Source organism: Lutibacter litoralis, assembly GCF_014646675.1.
Lineage (GTDB): Bacteria > Bacteroidota > Bacteroidia > Flavobacteriales > Flavobacteriaceae > Lutibacter > Lutibacter litoralis.
On the sequence record NZ_BMNS01000006.1, the window covers coordinates 186109 to 202292 of the forward strand.

Here is a 16184-nt window from a genome sequence, read left to right on the forward strand (position 1 = left end):
ATGCTTTTAATTATTAAAATATATTTTTGTAAAATAACAATATTTAACAGTTTGTTAATTATTAAGTTTACAGGTTGTTCTTAACTAGCAAACAAGTTGAACGTAGTTTCAGCTAATTGTTCCTTTTTAAAATTATAAATAGTGTCAGTATTATTTTTAATGTAATAATTTAAAATTCGCTTAATATCATTATTATCTTTTTGCGATGTTATAATCTTATTATAATCGTCAACATTTTCAAGTTGTTCCGTTTTATCTGCATAACCATATCCTTTATAAATTCCATTTAAAATTAGTATATAAGCATTTTCATTTTCTGTTCTTCCAGCCACCTTTATTATAAAGTTTTCAGTTTTATATTTAACTGATTCAATTGCTTCTAATACTCTCTTATTATAGCTTTTAGCAGCTTCCTCATCTTTACAAATACCCTTACATTGCTTTATCTGGTAATGAAAACAAGTAGCAACATTGGTTTGTAAATGGCAATATTTAGGACATAATTTATATGTTTCACATAATTTTTCTAAAAATAACCTGCATTCCGTAAGGTTGTAAAATTTTAGTAATGGATTGGAAATCAATTTTAATCGGTTGTATGCTAAGTGGAGTACGCCATTTCTGTCTTCATAGCTAAATAATCCTATAATTTCATTTGACCGGCGTTGGGCTCTGTTATATTTGGGATATATTTTTTTTATTTCAGAAGATTCTAGTAATAAGGCAACTAACTCGCTTCCAGTTTCTTTAAAAGTAATAGTTGCTATTTCTAAACACATTTTTACTTCTTTTTTTGATTTATCGTAAAAATGACTGACAACACGTTGTTTTATATTGTTTGCTTTACCAACATAAATAATTTCATTTTTTATGTTTTTAAAATAATAAACACCGGCTTTTTCTGAAAGATTATCAATATTTTCTTTAGGAAGCATTGGCGGCAATGTTGCCTGGCGTGAACGCGGTTTTAAAAACGAATTAATTGTAAGTAGTGAAGTGTCTAATTTTAAAAGTTTTTCAAATAAAATTGTGGTAGCTTCCGCATCTCCCTTTGCCCTATGCCTGTCTTTTATTACAATATTTTGAGAATTGCAGAGGGCACCCAAACTATACGATTTCAATCCTGGAATTAATTTACGAGATAAGCGAATTGTACATAGTTTTTTTCGTTTAAATTCGAAACCAAGATCCTTAAATTCTTTGTTAATAATATTATAATCAAAATTTACATTGTGCGCCACAAAAATGCAATCTTCAGTTATTTCTTGTACTTTTTTTGCAATTTCATAAAACTTTGGAGCACCACCAACCATAGCATTTGTAATACCAGTTAAATTTGTAATAAAAGGCGGAATAACACATTCAGGGTTTACGAGTGTTGTATATTCATCAATAATTTTTTTACCGTTGAAAATAAAAATAGAAATTTCTGTTATTTTTGAACTATGCCCCGTAGTTTCTATATCAACAATTGCGTACATTTAATTTATTGATTTTTTAAGTTCTTTTAATTCAACGCCCAATTGGGTTAACATATTTGCAATGCTGCTGATTTTTAATTCGTGCTCATCGTATTCTTGGGTGTTAATGCTGCAAGTAAATTCCCATAATTCTAAAACCTCATCAATGTGCACATAATAAGGATCGTATTTTTTGTTGTCTGAAGCTAAAAGCAGCATATTATGCTCGTCTATTTTATCGAAAACGCGTTTGTACACAATACCATCATTTAAGGTAATAATAATGTATGTTTTACCATTTTTTAATTCCCGAATATTTTCAACAAACCGCGCAACCACATAAGAACCACTTTTAACAGGTAGCATAGAATCTCCTTTAATAGGGAAGGCTCTATGAGTTCCAGTTGGTAAAAATGGCAATTTAATTTTATTTAAATGTTCAATATATTCTGGATCTGAATAACCTCTTAAATAACCTGCAGAAGCTTCGACAGGAATAATTTCTATTAAATCTTCGTTTTGACCATCAACAGATATTGGAAATAATACTCTTTTAGTTCCAATTTTTAGAAAATTTAAATCCGTAGCTTTTGTTAAATCATTTTTAGCCAATAAGTCAATAGAAATATCAAAAAAATCTGATAGTTCCATTAAAAAATCTATGGAAGGCATTGCCCTATTTTCTTCATAAGAACTTATTCTTGAACGTGAAACATTTAATTTTTCTGCAAATTGTTCTTGGGTTAACCCTTTTAAGGTTCTGAGATGTTTTATGTTTTTTGATAAAAAATTCATGTTGCTAAATTTGTAAGCTTAATTTGCTAATATTTTTAGCTAATATACTAAAAATATATAAAATTTTTAATGAATTTAAAAAATGTTGAAATTTTAAAATTAAACCATGTTACCAGTTATTTGGTAAAGTCTTATATAAAAAATTTAGGATATATTAGTATGATATTTTTGAATAAAAAATGTAAATTTGGAAGTGTATCTATTAAAGGTAATACTTTTTGATGTTGTGATTTTTAAGTATTGTAAAAAAAATTAGATTGAAAAATAATTCATAAAAATAATTCATAAAAAATTTACTTAAATATAAAATACTATGGCAAAAACAATTAAAGGTACAATTGCGATATTAACTGGAGGCGGAGATGTTCCTGGTTTAAATCCTGCAATTAGAGCAATAACAATTCGTGCAATACGTGAAGGTTATAGAGTTATTGGTTTACGAAGGGGATGGGCAGGAATTGTAGAACTTATACAAGATAAAAAAGTTGATAACAGCAATAATTTTGTAGAACTTACACAAATTATTGTAAATAGAGCAGGACGTACAGGTGGTACTTTTTTACATAGTTCAAGAACACGTCCAAGTCATTTACCAAAAGCAAACGTTCCTAAGCATTTACAAGATACCTATAAAGAAGAATATAATGATTTAACGAAAGTTGTTTTAGACAATTTAAACTATTTGGGTGTAGATTATTTAATTCCAATTGGAGGCGATGATACTTTAAGTTATGCTGTTAGATTGTATAAGGAAGGTGTAAAAGTTGTTGCAATTCCTAAAACTATGGATAATGATGTTCCTGGAACAGATTATTGTATAGGTTTTAGTACGTGTATTACTAGAACTATAAATATGACCAATACTTTAAGAACTTCTGCTGGCTCTCATGAGCGATTTTTAGTGTTAGAAGTATTCGGTAGGTATGCAGGTTATACAGCAATGTTACCAACAATGGCAGGAGCCGCAAACCGTTGTGTAATTCCAGAATTTAAGTTTAGTATAGATAAGCTTACAGAAAGGTTAATGGAAGATAGAAATGAAAATCCAAGTAAATATTCTGTGGTGTTAGTTTCAGAAGGCGCTATGTTTGAAGGAGGAGAAATGGTGTTTAAAGATGGTGAAAAGGATCAGTTTGGACATGCAAAACTTGGAGGTATAGGAGAATTAGTTTCTCAGCGTTTAAAAGAATTATCGCCAAAATACAACAATGGTAAAAAAGTAAATGTAATCAATCAAAAATTAGGATATTTAGTTAGAGGTGGTGATCCAGACGCTATTGATTCTATTGTGCCTATGGCTTATGGAAATTTAGCTTTAGATTTAGTTTTAAAAGGTGTGCATGGTAGATTGGTAGTATTAAAAAATGGACGTTATGACAATGTTCCTATTGATGTTGTTACTGGAGAATCTAAAGTTGTAAATATTGAAAAGTTTTATAATACAGATAGACTTTGCCCAACATATAATAGTTTTGAAATGAATCCGCTATTTATTATGACAAGCGATTAATTTTTAATTATTCCGTTTTTATAATTTTAAAAAAACCTTGTAAAATTGTTAATTATCAATTCTGCAAGGTTTTTTATTTGATTATCAATTTTTATTTCCTTAGATACTAGGTCGAAGAAAGGTTCATACTTTATGTAAAACCTATTTCTCAAAATATTGGAGTTATGGGTTTTGTTTATAGTTTTATCTTCAATTTTTATTTTTCAGATTTTTATTTTGCAATCCATAAAGGCAATTCCAAGTCTTGATTAAAAAGCTCCTCAGTAACGCTTCCTACAATTAAAGAAGAGAATGTATTTCCTCCTTTGTCTCCAACAATCAAAAGGTCTGCTTTAGCAATTTCTGCTTTGTAACTTAGTTTATTTGCTACTCCGTTCTCTCTTCCCGGAATAATTTCTGAAGATAATTCACCTTTGTATCCAATTTTTTTAATGAATTTGTTATATTTTTCTTTTAAATGATTTTCTATCTTCAAATCAAGATGTTCTTTTGGAATGTAAGGTGAGAATTGAATTGGCACACTGTAAACGTGTACTGCTTTTACTTGGGCATCAGTAGCTTTCTGTATACTTTTAGCAACTTCAAAAACCTTCTTTGAAGCATTTGAAAAATCTGTTCCGGCCCAAATATTACTAATAGCTGGTTTCGCATTTTTGGGAATAGACAAAATATTACATTTAAGTAGACGTAGTAATTTTCCGCTAACTGCTCCAGAACCTTTTAAACCATTTTTATTTCCAATTAAAGCAAGTTGAATTTTATATTTGTTTACAATATAATTAATAAGGGATTCAGAATAAGGATCTTCAGAAATAAGAACTTCCCATTCTACTGAAGAAGTAAATTTTTCTTCTACTTTTTCGTTTAACTCATCTCCAATTATTTCATCAAGGTTAATATCCCTTAATTGTTCTTCAAATAATTCTGAAATCTCATATTTTTTGATATTGTGTACAAAATAAACTTTTTCAACCTTAAGAGTTTCGGCTATAAATGATGCATACTCAATTAAAGTAGTGTCTATACCTGAAAGATCTAAGGCAACTAGAATGTTTTTTATTTCTGTCATTATAAGGATTATTTAATGTTGTTTTGCTGATTAATATTTCGTTTTTTAACTATGGTAGAAACAATTTCTTCGTAATTTTCTAGTTCTTTTTGAGTTTCTCGCTTTTTTAGTTTTCGAAGGTCTTCATTCAAACCTTTATATAGAGAAAAACACATAATTATTAAGATTATGGCAAAGGGTAATCCTGTAACAATAGTAGCTGTTTGAAGCGCTTGTAAACCACCGCCTATTAAAAGAACCGCAGCAATACCACCTTCTGCAAAGGCCCAAAAAACTCTTTGACCTACTGGCGCATCTAGTTTACCTCCGGAGGTTAAGTTATCTACCACCAAAGATCCAGAATCTGAAGAAGTTATAAAGAATCCTGAAATCAAAATTATAGCAATAATATTAAGAATAAATGCAAAAGGATAATCTTCTAAAAACACAAATAGAGCAGTAGCAATATTATTATTTACTGCTTCTACAATTGTTTCATTTCCAAGAAGAGCTTCATGTATTGCTGTGCTTCCAAAAGTGGAAATCCAAAAAAAAGTTACAATGGAAGGTGCTATTAAAACGCCTAAAATAAACTCTCTCACAGTTCGTCCTTTAGAGATACGGGCTATAAACATCCCTACAAAAGGAGACCAGGCAATCCACCATCCCCAATAAAAAATTGTCCAGGCATTTTGCCAATTAGAACCAGTATAACTTTCTGTCCAAGTTGCAATTTCTAGAAAACCAGAGAAATAACTTCCTGTATTTTGTATGAATGATTTAAAAATAAAGATAGTTGGTCCTAATATTAATACTACCAAGAGAAATAGTACCGCAATTCTCATATTCCATTCACTCAAAACTCTTACCCCTTTATCTACTCCTAAAACTACTGAAATAGTGGCAACTAAGGTTATACCAATAATTAATATAATTTGAGTTTGTACACTGCCGTCTATTTGAAAGAGGTGATTTAATCCAGCCCCAATTTGTTGTACGCCCATTCCTAAAGATGTAGCAAGACCAAATAAAGTGGCTAGTACTGCGAAGATATCTATTGCATCTCCAATTTTTCCGTAAATTCTATCTCCTAAAAAAGGATAAAAAATTGATCTGATAGTTAGGGGAAGCCCACGAGAATAAGTGAAATATGCCAGTGATAACCCTACTAACGCATACACTGACCAAGCGTGGAAACCCCAATGTAGAAAGGTAAATCTCATAGATTCCTTGGCTGCCTCAGCAGTTCCACCTTTTGCCATTGGTGGACTTAGAAAATGGTAAATTGGTTCTGAAATACTCCAAAACAACAATCCAATTCCCATTCCCGCACTAAATAACATTGCAAACCATGAAATTGTTTTAAATTCGGGTTTCGCGCTTTGTCCTCCAATTCTTAAATTTCCAAATTTACTGAAGGCCAGATAAATCATAAATATTAGAAATACATTTATACTTAATATAAAAAACCAACCCGCTTTGTTTGATACAAAATTCTGAATTGTTGTAAAATATTGTTCTGTTCTATCTTTAAACATCAGTGTTAAAGTAATGATAATGATTATAGTAATTGCTGAGGTAAAGAATACAGGACCATTTACGTTCAACCCAAAAATGGATTTTTTTTCATCACTTCTTATTATCTTCTTAGCCATAAAATATGATATTTTTAATGTAAATTAATTTTTATGAGAGTTTGAAATTCTCCTTATTATATGAATTTTAAAAATAGTAACCAATATTAATGTTAAACCTTGCTTCCCATTCAACATCTGCATTTCCTTTTGAGAAATCATCTACAAAATTTCCCCCTAACCAAGAATGATTGTATCCAGCGGCGTAATCAATATACGTATATACACTTCCTGCAGAGATTAAAACTCCGGTTACATTCATATAAGAATCTGTAAAACCAGAAGCTTTTTTTTGCATAAAAGCAAAATTATTATAAAATTGTAAATTTGATACAGGTCCCTTTTCTACAGCAACATTTCTAGAAATCGCCAAAGAGTACAAATTAAAATCGGCTGCAACTTCATAAGGAGCTCCGTAGGCAGCCATAGTTACTACATCTGTTGATTCTCCTTCTGTTTTCTTCGGGTTATAAGAAGCAGTAATAAATTGTGCTTTTCCATTCCATTTTCCCTTGGTTATTTCGTAATGAGCAGCAAAAGCAGCGTGATCTCCCATTTCTTCTGTGTCAAGATTATATAGACCACCATATTCTAAAGAAACACCCAATCTGCTTAAAGATTCTTTTCCAAACTTATAAACAAATTTTCCGTTTAATTGATTTATTTCTTTGTCTCTTCCAGCGATATCATAAGAATATCGGTTTGGAGAAGTTTCAGTGTTGTTGCCAAATCTTAATTCTTCAGCATTTTTAAAGAATGCAAATTGATATTCAAATTTTTCTCCTGTATGCAAGTATTTCACACCCATATCGTGATCATCCTCCATTCCTACATAATAGGTTAGGTTGAAAAACCAGTTATGAGAGTTATATTGTTGAATACCAAAAGGAACCTGAGTTAAACCAATATGAATTTGTTCTAGTTCATTAAAATTGTAACCTACCCAACCCTGCTTTAGAAAACCACCTCCAAACCCATCAGCATACATTCTGTATTCTGCATTTAGAAATAGTCCTTTATAAGCAGCTTTGGTATTTATTCTAAACATATCATATCCAAAATCACCACCACGTTTTTTTTGGCCTTCTTTCCAGGAAGATAAATTATAATTGAAACGCAATGCTCCACCAATTTTGACTTCTGGTTTTTCCTGTGCCATTATAGAAAATACCATTAACAATGCTAACACTGTAAGGTAAAAAGTTTTTGAGAATTGCAAACAAGTAATTTTTTTTAACATATAATTATTTTAATAAAATAGTGATAAAAACAAAAAAAACTGAAATTAACAAATAAAAGTTAATATTGAATTTATATAACAAGAGGTTGTGATGTGAAAAGGAACGTACTAGTACGTAGTAATTTTTGCAAAGATAAGTCAAATATAAAAGAACCTCAATTTTTTAGGATCTAAATTTATTCGATAAGTTTAAGATATATCAATAACCTTGTTACTTTCCGATACAATATGTAATTAGCCTATTTAATAAGGCTTGTAGTGTATTTGGCAACAAATAGGCAACAATTATAGTTTAACAAGTGTTAATTGAGGGTAAATAAAGATAATTAATAGGGATGACTTTCTTAACGGTAAATAGTTAAAATATTCACGCATAAAAAACCGCTACAAATTAATGCAACGGTTTTAAAAATAGTTTTTTAGATTTTAAAACTAAGACACAACACCAGAACTAATATAACTACTGTTTGAAACTTTACCATCTATTGAAACAAAAGCAATATATGTATAAAGTAAATCACCTGCATAATTAGCTGGTACAGCTAATGAAAAACCTTCATCTACTCTTGTAGAACCAACCATATTTGCTACAGATTCTTTTTTAGCAGGGTTATATACTAATAACATAGCTTTATCTGTTTCTAGGGCATTTATTCCTGTTGAATTGTCTGTCCAACTAAACCCTACTTGACCAGGAGTTGTATATGAAGCCGCAGGATCTAAAACACCTGGTAATGTTCCCTTACTCAATAATGCATTTTCATAATCTACTGTAAAATCAGGAGCTACCCCTGTAATTGCATTTGCCAATATTTCAGACATTGCAGCATTAAATGCTGTTTTCTTAATTGCGAAATTCTTATAACCAACATTAAGAAAATCCTTATTTGGTTGTAAAAATTCTAATGTAGCAGAAAACTTGTTTCTTTGATTTACTTGTCCTACTGTTCTTGGATTTGCCACGCTTGATGGCTTGATTCTGATGTAGTCAATTCCTTTCCAACTACCACCAATGATATTACCTACTTTACCAGATAAACCTCCTAAAATACCTTGAGCTATTTTACCCATTTTTTTATATATTAAATTAAACAAAATTTTATTCGGACTTGGTACGACTTTGGCCTGAAGTCTTTCCGTTTCCGTGTAATATATGGCAATAAGTATGCAATACTTTCATATCTGTTTCTGTTTCATTGTATTGCATTCTTTTGCTCTTTTATTAGAGTTGTATAATAATAGACTCTTGTAAATTGTTAAGTTGTCAGTAGGGCTAATTTTAGTTTTTGAATTGTTTGAAGTTGCATTTTTAAGTTTTCTTCAAAAGCATTAATTTTTTTTAGTTTCTCAACTTTTAAAATCCATTGTTGTTTTTGATTGCTTTTTAAAGCTTCATTAATTACTTTTTTAGCATCTGAAATGCAGATAAAAGGAATAACACTTCCTTTTAAATAATAACCGAAAAATCTACCAATTTTAAGGGATAAACAAAGGTAGAATAATGATTCCCGGGCGTCTTCTGAATGGGTTGTAATTACAAAACAATTCGGACAGGGTTTGTTCATCGGTTTTCCACTGTTTAAGCCTTTAGATAAAATAAAAAAGTGCGGTAAATTATAGGTTCTTCCGCTTCGATAGGTTTTGATTTCAAAAGTTGACATAGGTACGCAATTAAAGTTATGCTTCGCTGCGCTTCGCACATAATTTTAAAAGAAAATAAAAAAAGAAAGCTGTAATTTTAGGCAGTGTGGCTAAGGCTGTCAAGGTTTTTGAGAAAAATACAACCTGTGTTTTTATTAAAAAACGGAGACGAACTTTAGTGAGGTGGAGATTTTTTTCAAAACCCGTAGGGCTTGACCTTTATAGCCTTTTGAGGCTGGAGAAGGAAACTGCGTACTTTTGCTATCTTTTTTTATTTTTTATTTGAACCTAAATTATAATAGTATGGAAAATCCTTTTGAAATTATCATTGAAAAACTAATAGCAATTGAAAGAAGATTGATTAATTAATATAGAATCTAAAATTATTCATCAACCTGAATCTTTAGGTGTTGCTGAAATAATGACTTTACAGCAATTGGCTGATTATGCAAGTATGTCTAAAAGTCTTATTTATAAATTGACGAGTTCACGAGAAATACCACATTTAAAAAGAGGTAAGAGATTATATTTTAGTAAAATGGAGATTGACGAGTGGTTATTAAAACAAAAAATCAAAACTGTTGATGAAATTCAAAATGATGTAGATAATTATCTTGCAAAGAAAAAATGTTAGTTTAAACAGGTAATCGAGAGCTCAAATGCGATAGCATTTAGGCGAGCCGCCAGCGAGTTCGAACATAGGGTGTTGGGGCAAAAGCACGTTGCCTTTTCGGCATAAGTGCGTGCAACAACTACGTGGTACACGCAAGGGTGGCGGAGTTTTTGAAGCTATTGGAAAAACAAGGGCAACAATTGATTGAAGCTATTGAAGGATGGTTTGCGGTTGTGTAGCTTAAAGTTGTACTGACTTATTTAGGCTAAGGAATTTGAGGAGTTTAAGGAATTTGAGGGAAAGGATAACTATGGCTACTACAACTGCAGGAGGGATGGCTGAAATAGCTGATTGAATGCGTTGCTCTTGTGTGCGTTTGCAATATGTAATAATCCGTTGTATGCTTATTTGTTGAATGTTATTTTATTGTTGAATGATTATTAAATCAAATAAATTAGGTGGTTACTTGCAACGGTTATTTTATATGCAAAATGGCTGCTTTTCAAAACTGTGACACCCTTTTTTAGCCCGAAGTGAGCAGCAGGCGAGCCAAATTATGAAACAGCGGTTGTACCCAATAAAAAGATTTGCGTAGCAAAACATTAAAGGGTTTGGGTACAAAAGTAGCTGTGGGTGAGGAATGCGTGTAGTGTGTGAAATAAAATAAGTGAGTGCGCTGCAATGAGCACCCACTGGAGCACAAATTGTAGTGCAACGAACGGCAAGTACAAATGCGACAAAGGAGTGTTTTTAATTGTATTTTATGGAACGAAATGGAATAAATGACGAAGACCTTATTACCTGCACGAATGTTTGTGATTTGTTCTGTATATCCTAATGGAAACGAATTTCAGAGAGCGCAAAGGCAAAGAGTAAGTGCTTGCTTTTTTAGCAAGTTCTTACTGAGCGGAATTGAAAGCTGTATTTTTAGTTTCATTCTAAAGTGATATAAACTGTAATTGTTGAGGCCTTGAAACAAATGCAGGGTGACATAATGATTGAAAAATACTGCTGTAAATGTTTATTTGAATTATATAATAGTAACAAAATAAAAGTGAAATAAAAAGGTTTAGATTTTAATTTTTATGATATAATTTATTTAATTCTTCTAAGCCTTTTGTAGTAACTAAGCGATGTAGAAAAAGATTGTTTAAAAAAGATATAGATGTTTGTTGTTCACTTTTAGAATTATTGTAATAATTCATGAAAATCATATTAAACATTGTATCATATGATTTACATAAATCCGTAGCTTTTAAGTTATTTTTGTATAATTTTTCTTCTTTACCTTGTTTAATATTTTCAGAAATAAAAGGCAATAAAGTGTAGGTTTTTATTTTTAATATTTCTATAAAAATATTTGGATAATGCTTTTTTATTTCTATAAATAAAATTGGAGATATTTTATTCATTATAAACTTAATATCTTCAAAAAGTGTATATAACACTTTTACTGAATTGGAATGCTTTTTTGGATATATTTTTAAAATTTGCTTTAGTTTTTTTATTTATTATTGTAATAATGTGAAGTAATAAATCGTTTTTATTCTCAAAAAATTTATAAATAGTTTTTTTTGAAATACCACATTTATCAGCAATATCATCCATTGATACATGTTGTATTCCATATGCGAGAAATAATTCTGTGGATTTTTCTATTAGAACTACTTTTTTATTTTCCATTTTAAGGGATTGTTTAATACATTATTAAGCTATATTGCTATTTATAAAAGGTTTTAATTAAATTAATATTGAGTTTCACCAATAGCCTGTATATATTTTGCAATTGTTATTTTATATTTTGTTTTTGAATCTATAATTGCATCTTTAGCTTCTTGGGTTATGGCTCTGGCTTCCAATAAATCTGATAAACTGGTTAAGCCTGCATCGTAATTATCTTCCATTTCTTTTTGATATTCTACAGCTTGATTTACAGATGTTTGTGCAATATCAATTTGTTTATAACCTTCCGTTAAATCCTTATAAGCTTTAGACATTTGCAATTGTAATAATTCAGAATTTTGGGCTAAATTATTTTTGGCAATATCAATTTTAATTTTATGTTCTTGTTTTTTGTAAGTGCCTCCCCACCAATCTGAAATTGGAATAGATACCGTTGCAAAAGCTAATCCGTAGGTATTATCCTGATCAATCATATCTAAATACATTCCACCAACACCCACAGCTAATTGGGGCAACAATTCTCCGTTTGTCATTTTCTTTTGCAATTCTTCAGCTTCAACAGCTTTGTTTAGCATTTTAAATTCTTCTCTATTTTGTAATGCTGAACCAGTTTCTGCATAATAGTTTTGAGGAGGCACTATGGTTGTTAAAGAATCTTGTACATTAAAGTTTTCAGTATGTGGTATTCCTAAATGTTGAGAAAACGCCATTTTTAAAATATCGGTTCCGTTAGTAAGTTTTAATTTATTTCCCTCCACTTTATTTAGTTCTAATTGCACTTTTAACAAATCACTTTTTTTAACTAAGCCCGCATCATAAAAATCACCAACTTCTTTTAGTAGTTCTTTTAAGAGTTTTTCATAGTTTTTAAGAGTTATTGTTTTTTCATTTAAGGCAACTAAATTCCAATAATAATCTTCGGTAGTTACCAATATTTCAGATTTGGTTAAATTGTATTTAGATTGGGTAACCTCTCCATTTAATTCAGCCAATTTCTTTCCTGTTCTAATACGACCACCTGTATACAATGGCTGTACTGCTGTAACCATAGCTGTATTGGCATAATCTAATGTTTGAATACTAATTGGGGGCACATAAGCAAATTGTGTAGCTGTACCTAAATTGGCAAGATTCCCATCGTACACTGGTAAATCCATTGCTTCTGTTTTTATATCTAAAAAGTTTTTGGACGATTTAAATGCGGTTGCAGAGGCACTTACTGTTGGAAAATATTTGGTAAAAGCATTCTTTTTTATTTTTTCTGAAGCGTCTAGCTTTAATTGCGATTCTTTTAAACGCTTATTGTTTTCAATCGCCAATTCTTTACAAGTGTTTAGTGTAATTGTTTGCCCAATTGAGGCGATACTAAAAAACAACAGTGTAATTATTATACTTAATTTTTTCATTTTATTCTTTTTTCAAAAAATTATTAATTAACGTTTAATGCTTTTGCTGCTTTTCTTTCTTCAGCAGCTCCTACAGATTTCCAATATAATACTGGTAAGACCAATAAGGTTAATACCATACCTGTTAGTAACCCGAAACATATTACTGTTCCTAGAGGCCCCCATAATGGCGAACCACTTAGAATCATTGGTATTACACCAACAGCTGCAGCTAAAGAAGTAAGAAAAATAGGACGCATTCTGCGTTTACCAGCTGCTAAACCAGCTTCTTTGTACGACATATTTTGAGAATGAACCAAATGGCTTGCGTAATCTATAAGTATAATTCCGTTTCTAACCACAATACCAACTAGCCCCATTACTCCGATAAAAGCTGTTAAACTAAAAGGATAATTCATTAGCCACAATCCTAAACCTGCACCAAAAATACTTAAAAGCATTGTTGACATTATTAATAATGATTTGCGTACGGTTTTAAATTGAAACATTAGAATAAAGAATATTATAATGATACTTACACCCAAAGAATATGACATTGGAATAAAGTTATCAAGTGTTGCTTCATAGTCTCCTCCATAAGAAATGGAAGTTCCTTCAGGTAATTCTAGCGCATCAATTAAAGGTCTTACATCACTAAAAATGGTATTTGCTACACCACCTCTTACTATATCTCCTAAAATGGTATTGGTTCGCACTCCATTTCTTCTAACAATAGTTCCTTCTGTCCATTCTGGTTTTAATTCACCTATTGCACGTAATGGTAAGGTTTCTAGTGTTAAAGGAGATGTAACATATTGGTTTTCTAAATCATCAATACTATTTTTTTGATAATCTTCTTTTGAAAGCATAACACTAATAGGGTAATCTTCTTCCCAAACGGTTGTTAATGGCATACCATCTAATGAAATTAATAATGATGAAGCGACTAACGATTTTGCATACCCTAACTGATTTGCCTTATGTTTATATAATTCTACAGAAATTCCTTGTCTTTTTTCGTTCCAATCACTTCTTACCCAATCTATATTTTTAGTTGCTTTTAAAATAGCTGTAACTTGATTTCCAACTGTTTTTAAATCTCTACTATTATTTGATGCAATTCTAACTTCAATAGGCGCTTTAAAATCTTCCATTGCTAATTGTTTCCATTTCACATGAGCTGTTGGAAAGGCATTTTTATACTTTGCGCTGTATTCATTAATAATAGCAATTGTTGCCTCGTTTGAGGTTGTATTTAGCAATAATTGTCCATAATTTTTTGCAGGTAAATGTGGTGCATATAAGGCATTAAATCTTGGTGATCCATTTCCTATAAAGCTTGCAATATTTGTAATACGTTTGTCTTTACTTAATATAGTTTCTAAACTGTCAATTACATTTTCTGTTTTTTTTATGGAAGCTCCTTCAGGTAAATACACTTCTATAGCAAATTGTTTTCTTTCCATTTCTGGAAACAATTTTTGATCAACATTCATTAAAAAAAGTACTCCAAAAACTATGGATAAAACACCTCCTAATATTGTTAATTTTGGATTTCTAAAACAAAATGAAAGGGCATTATCAAATACATTTTGGACACGATCTAATAAACTTTTCTTTTGAGTAGATTCATCACTTTTTGATTCTTGATGCAGTCCTTTTTTAATAAATACGAAACACATAAAAGGCACTAATAATACAGCTACTAGCATTGATACAGTTAGAGCAATGCCAATAGTTACAGGTAAGCTTCCAACAAAATCATCTGCAATTCCTGTTAAGAAAAATAATAGAGGGAAGAACGCGGCGCATATTGCTGCAGAAGCTGTTAAAACAGGTATGAATAATTCTGTGGCTGCTTTCCACGCTGCATTCCAAGGAGTGTCTCCGTGGTCTAATTTTTCAACGTGGCTATCTATTACAACAATAGCATTATCTACCACCATACCTAGCACTACAATTAAAGCTGCCAAAGTTACTATGTGTAATTGCAGCCCTGCCATTTGCATAATTCCAATAGTTATTAAAATAGAAATTGGGATTGAAACTGCTGCTACGGCTGCTACCCTAAAAGGTAATAATAGCATTGTAACAATAATTACCGCAATAATAGCAATCATAAATTCCATTAAAAAATGAGAAATAGAATCATCAACAACTTCAGGTAAATTTGATATGGTGTTTAATTTAACATCACTATCTGTATTTTTTAAAAATTTTGAGAGCACCTCTTGAACGTCTTCGCCAAAATGTACAATATTATTACCTTTTTGCATTTCTAACGAAAGTAGTAAAGCATTTGCGCCGTTATTTCTTATATAGTTCTCTGATTTTTCATAGCGTTTTTCTATATAGGCAACATCTTTTAAACGAATGATATTTCCAAGAGGATCTGAATACACTATCTGTTCTTCTAAATCTTCTACAGATTCAAATCTTGGGGGTAAATGTATCGGTAATTCTAAGTCGCTATTATCTAAAGTTCCAGAAAAATTAATAGATTCTTGTAATTGAAATGAGGCTAAAACTGTGGTTGGTTTTAAGTTAAATTGTTTTAGTTTTTCAGGTTTTATGTATACATAGATTTCTTCCTTTTGCTCTCCAAAAGATTTTATTTTTGAAACAGCGGGGATTTTTCTTACTTCAGCCTCTAAATTTTTCATAATTTCACCTAACTCTCGATACGTTTTTTGATCGGAAGACATGGTAATTAATAGCGCAGAAGTATCACCAAAATCGTTTGTGCCAATAAGTGCTAAAACCCCATTTGGCACTTGTAATTCATTTAATCCGTGGCGTAATTTTGTCCAAAATTTATCGGCATTTTTTACATTTGAATTTAATTCAACATAAATAATCATTTGCCCTTCTTTTGAATGCGAATAAGTTTTAGTTTTATTTACTTCTTCATATCCAAAAATATAATCTTCCACTTTTTGAGTAAGTCTTTCCTCAACTTCTTGCGATGTAAAACCAGGGTAAACACCAACTACAATTCCTTGTCGCACTGTAAACTCTGGAAACTCTTGTCTGGGCATATTTTTTAAGCCAATTGCACCCAATATCATTAATACAACCACAATAGAAACCACTATTTGATAATGTTTCATAGTTGCTTCTATAAAATTCATTCCTTTTTTCATATAAATATGATTATGTTATTAAAGTATTGTTA

Annotated in this window: 13 protein-coding genes; 2 read left to right on the top strand and 11 right to left on the bottom strand. The window is 30.7% G+C overall.

The annotated features are described in order from the left end of the window. Positions 1–80: 80 nt before the first annotated feature. Both IEW75_RS11035 and IEW75_RS11040 read right to left on the bottom strand, forming a co-directional pair. Positions 81–1481, bottom strand: a complete 1401-nt coding sequence (locus tag IEW75_RS11035) for an exonuclease domain-containing protein (protein WP_134246487.1) — start codon at positions 1479–1481, stop codon at positions 81–83. Next, positions 1482–2255, bottom strand: coding sequence for an XRE family transcriptional regulator (locus tag IEW75_RS11040; protein WP_134246488.1), 774 nt, complete (start codon positions 2253–2255; stop codon positions 1482–1484). 313 nt (positions 2256–2568) lie between these two features. On the opposite strand from IEW75_RS11040, the gene IEW75_RS11045 reads away from it, so the two are divergent. Further along, positions 2569–3765: a 6-phosphofructokinase gene (locus IEW75_RS11045; RefSeq protein ID WP_134246489.1), complete on the top strand. Its 1197-nt coding sequence runs from the start codon at positions 2569–2571 to the stop codon at positions 3763–3765. A 211-nt stretch (positions 3766–3976) separates the two neighbouring features. Here the strand turns inward: IEW75_RS11045 and IEW75_RS11050 are convergent, their stop codons facing one another. The 5 genes from IEW75_RS11050 to IEW75_RS11070 all read right to left on the bottom strand — a co-directional run bounded on the left by IEW75_RS11050 (position 3977) and on the right by IEW75_RS11070 (position 9348). Continuing rightward, on the bottom strand, positions 3977–4834 hold the full coding sequence (locus IEW75_RS11050) for a universal stress protein (protein ID WP_134246490.1): 858 nt from the start codon (positions 4832–4834) through the stop codon (positions 3977–3979). A gap of 8 nt (positions 4835–4842) precedes the next feature. Continuing rightward, a complete protein-coding gene (locus tag IEW75_RS11055) occupies positions 4843–6468 on the bottom strand; it encodes a BCCT family transporter (RefSeq protein WP_134246491.1) in 1626 nt (541 codons plus the stop codon). Positions 6469–6535: 67 nt separating this feature from the next. Further along, positions 6536–7687: a hypothetical protein gene (locus IEW75_RS11060; protein ID WP_134246492.1), complete on the bottom strand. Its 1152-nt coding sequence runs from the start codon at positions 7685–7687 to the stop codon at positions 6536–6538. A 432-nt stretch (positions 7688–8119) separates the two neighbouring features. Next, positions 8120–8758 (bottom strand): DUF6266 family protein, encoded by a 639-nt coding sequence (locus IEW75_RS11065; protein ID WP_134246493.1) that lies wholly within the window; start codon positions 8756–8758, stop codon positions 8120–8122. Between the two features lie 185 nt (positions 8759–8943). Then, a complete protein-coding gene (locus IEW75_RS11070; protein ID WP_134246494.1) occupies positions 8944–9348 on the bottom strand; it encodes a DUF6943 family protein in 405 nt (134 codons plus the stop codon). A gap of 401 nt (positions 9349–9749) precedes the next feature. On the opposite strand from IEW75_RS11070, the gene IEW75_RS11075 reads away from it, so the two are divergent. Beyond that, complete coding sequence (locus IEW75_RS11075) at positions 9750–9962, top strand: helix-turn-helix domain-containing protein (RefSeq protein WP_134246495.1); 213 nt, start codon at positions 9750–9752, stop codon at positions 9960–9962. 1055 nt (positions 9963–11017) lie between these two features. Here the strand turns inward: IEW75_RS11075 and IEW75_RS11080 are convergent. The 4 genes from IEW75_RS11080 to IEW75_RS11095 form a co-directional block, all read right to left on the bottom strand. Continuing rightward, positions 11018–11353 carry a hypothetical protein gene (locus IEW75_RS11080; RefSeq protein ID WP_134246496.1) on the bottom strand — a complete coding sequence of 112 codons (336 nt, stop codon included), beginning with the start codon at positions 11351–11353 and terminating at the stop codon, positions 11018–11020. Between the two features lie 16 nt (positions 11354–11369). After that, a complete protein-coding gene (locus tag IEW75_RS11085; RefSeq protein ID WP_134246497.1) occupies positions 11370–11624 on the bottom strand; it encodes a TetR/AcrR family transcriptional regulator in 255 nt (84 codons plus the stop codon). 62 nt (positions 11625–11686) lie between these two features. Continuing rightward, entirely contained in the window at positions 11687–13030 is a 1344-nt protein-coding gene (locus tag IEW75_RS11090; protein WP_134246498.1) for a TolC family protein, read from the bottom strand. 23 nt (positions 13031–13053) lie between these two features. Next, the gene (locus IEW75_RS11095; RefSeq protein ID WP_134246499.1) at positions 13054–16152 is read right to left on the bottom strand and encodes an efflux RND transporter permease subunit; all 3099 of its coding nucleotides are present in this window, start codon (positions 16150–16152) and stop codon (positions 13054–13056) included. Between the last annotated feature and the right edge of the window lie 32 nt (positions 16153–16184).

What these genes read in the sequence shown, in the direction of transcription:
- IEW75_RS11035 (WP_134246487.1), bottom strand. Translation starts at nt 1,481, where the DNA reads ATGTACGCAATTGTTGATATAGAAACTACGGGGCATAGTTCAAAAATA.
- IEW75_RS11040 (WP_134246488.1), bottom strand. Translation starts at nt 2,255, where the DNA reads ATGAATTTTTTATCAAAAAACATAAAACATCTCAGAACCTTAAAAGGG.
- IEW75_RS11045 (WP_134246489.1), top strand. Translation starts at nt 2,569, where the DNA reads ATGGCAAAAACAATTAAAGGTACAATTGCGATATTAACTGGAGGCGGA.
- IEW75_RS11050 (WP_134246490.1), bottom strand. Translation starts at nt 4,834, where the DNA reads ATGACAGAAATAAAAAACATTCTAGTTGCCTTAGATCTTTCAGGTATA.
- IEW75_RS11055 (WP_134246491.1), bottom strand. Translation starts at nt 6,468, where the DNA reads ATGGCTAAGAAGATAATAAGAAGTGATGAAAAAAAATCCATTTTTGGG.
- IEW75_RS11060 (WP_134246492.1), bottom strand. Translation starts at nt 7,687, where the DNA reads ATGTTAAAAAAAATTACTTGTTTGCAATTCTCAAAAACTTTTTACCTT.
- IEW75_RS11065 (WP_134246493.1), bottom strand. Translation starts at nt 8,758, where the DNA reads ATGGGTAAAATAGCTCAAGGTATTTTAGGAGGTTTATCTGGTAAAGTA.
- IEW75_RS11070 (WP_134246494.1), bottom strand. Translation starts at nt 9,348, where the DNA reads ATGTCAACTTTTGAAATCAAAACCTATCGAAGCGGAAGAACCTATAAT.
- IEW75_RS11075 (WP_134246495.1), top strand. Translation starts at nt 9,750, where the DNA reads ATGACTTTACAGCAATTGGCTGATTATGCAAGTATGTCTAAAAGTCTT.
- IEW75_RS11080 (WP_134246496.1), bottom strand. Translation starts at nt 11,353, where the DNA reads ATGAATAAAATATCTCCAATTTTATTTATAGAAATAAAAAAGCATTAT.
- IEW75_RS11085 (WP_134246497.1), bottom strand. Translation starts at nt 11,624, where the DNA reads ATGGAAAATAAAAAAGTAGTTCTAATAGAAAAATCCACAGAATTATTT.
- IEW75_RS11090 (WP_134246498.1), bottom strand. Translation starts at nt 13,030, where the DNA reads ATGAAAAAATTAAGTATAATAATTACACTGTTGTTTTTTAGTATCGCC.
- IEW75_RS11095 (WP_134246499.1), bottom strand. Translation starts at nt 16,152, where the DNA reads ATGAAAAAAGGAATGAATTTTATAGAAGCAACTATGAAACATTATCAA.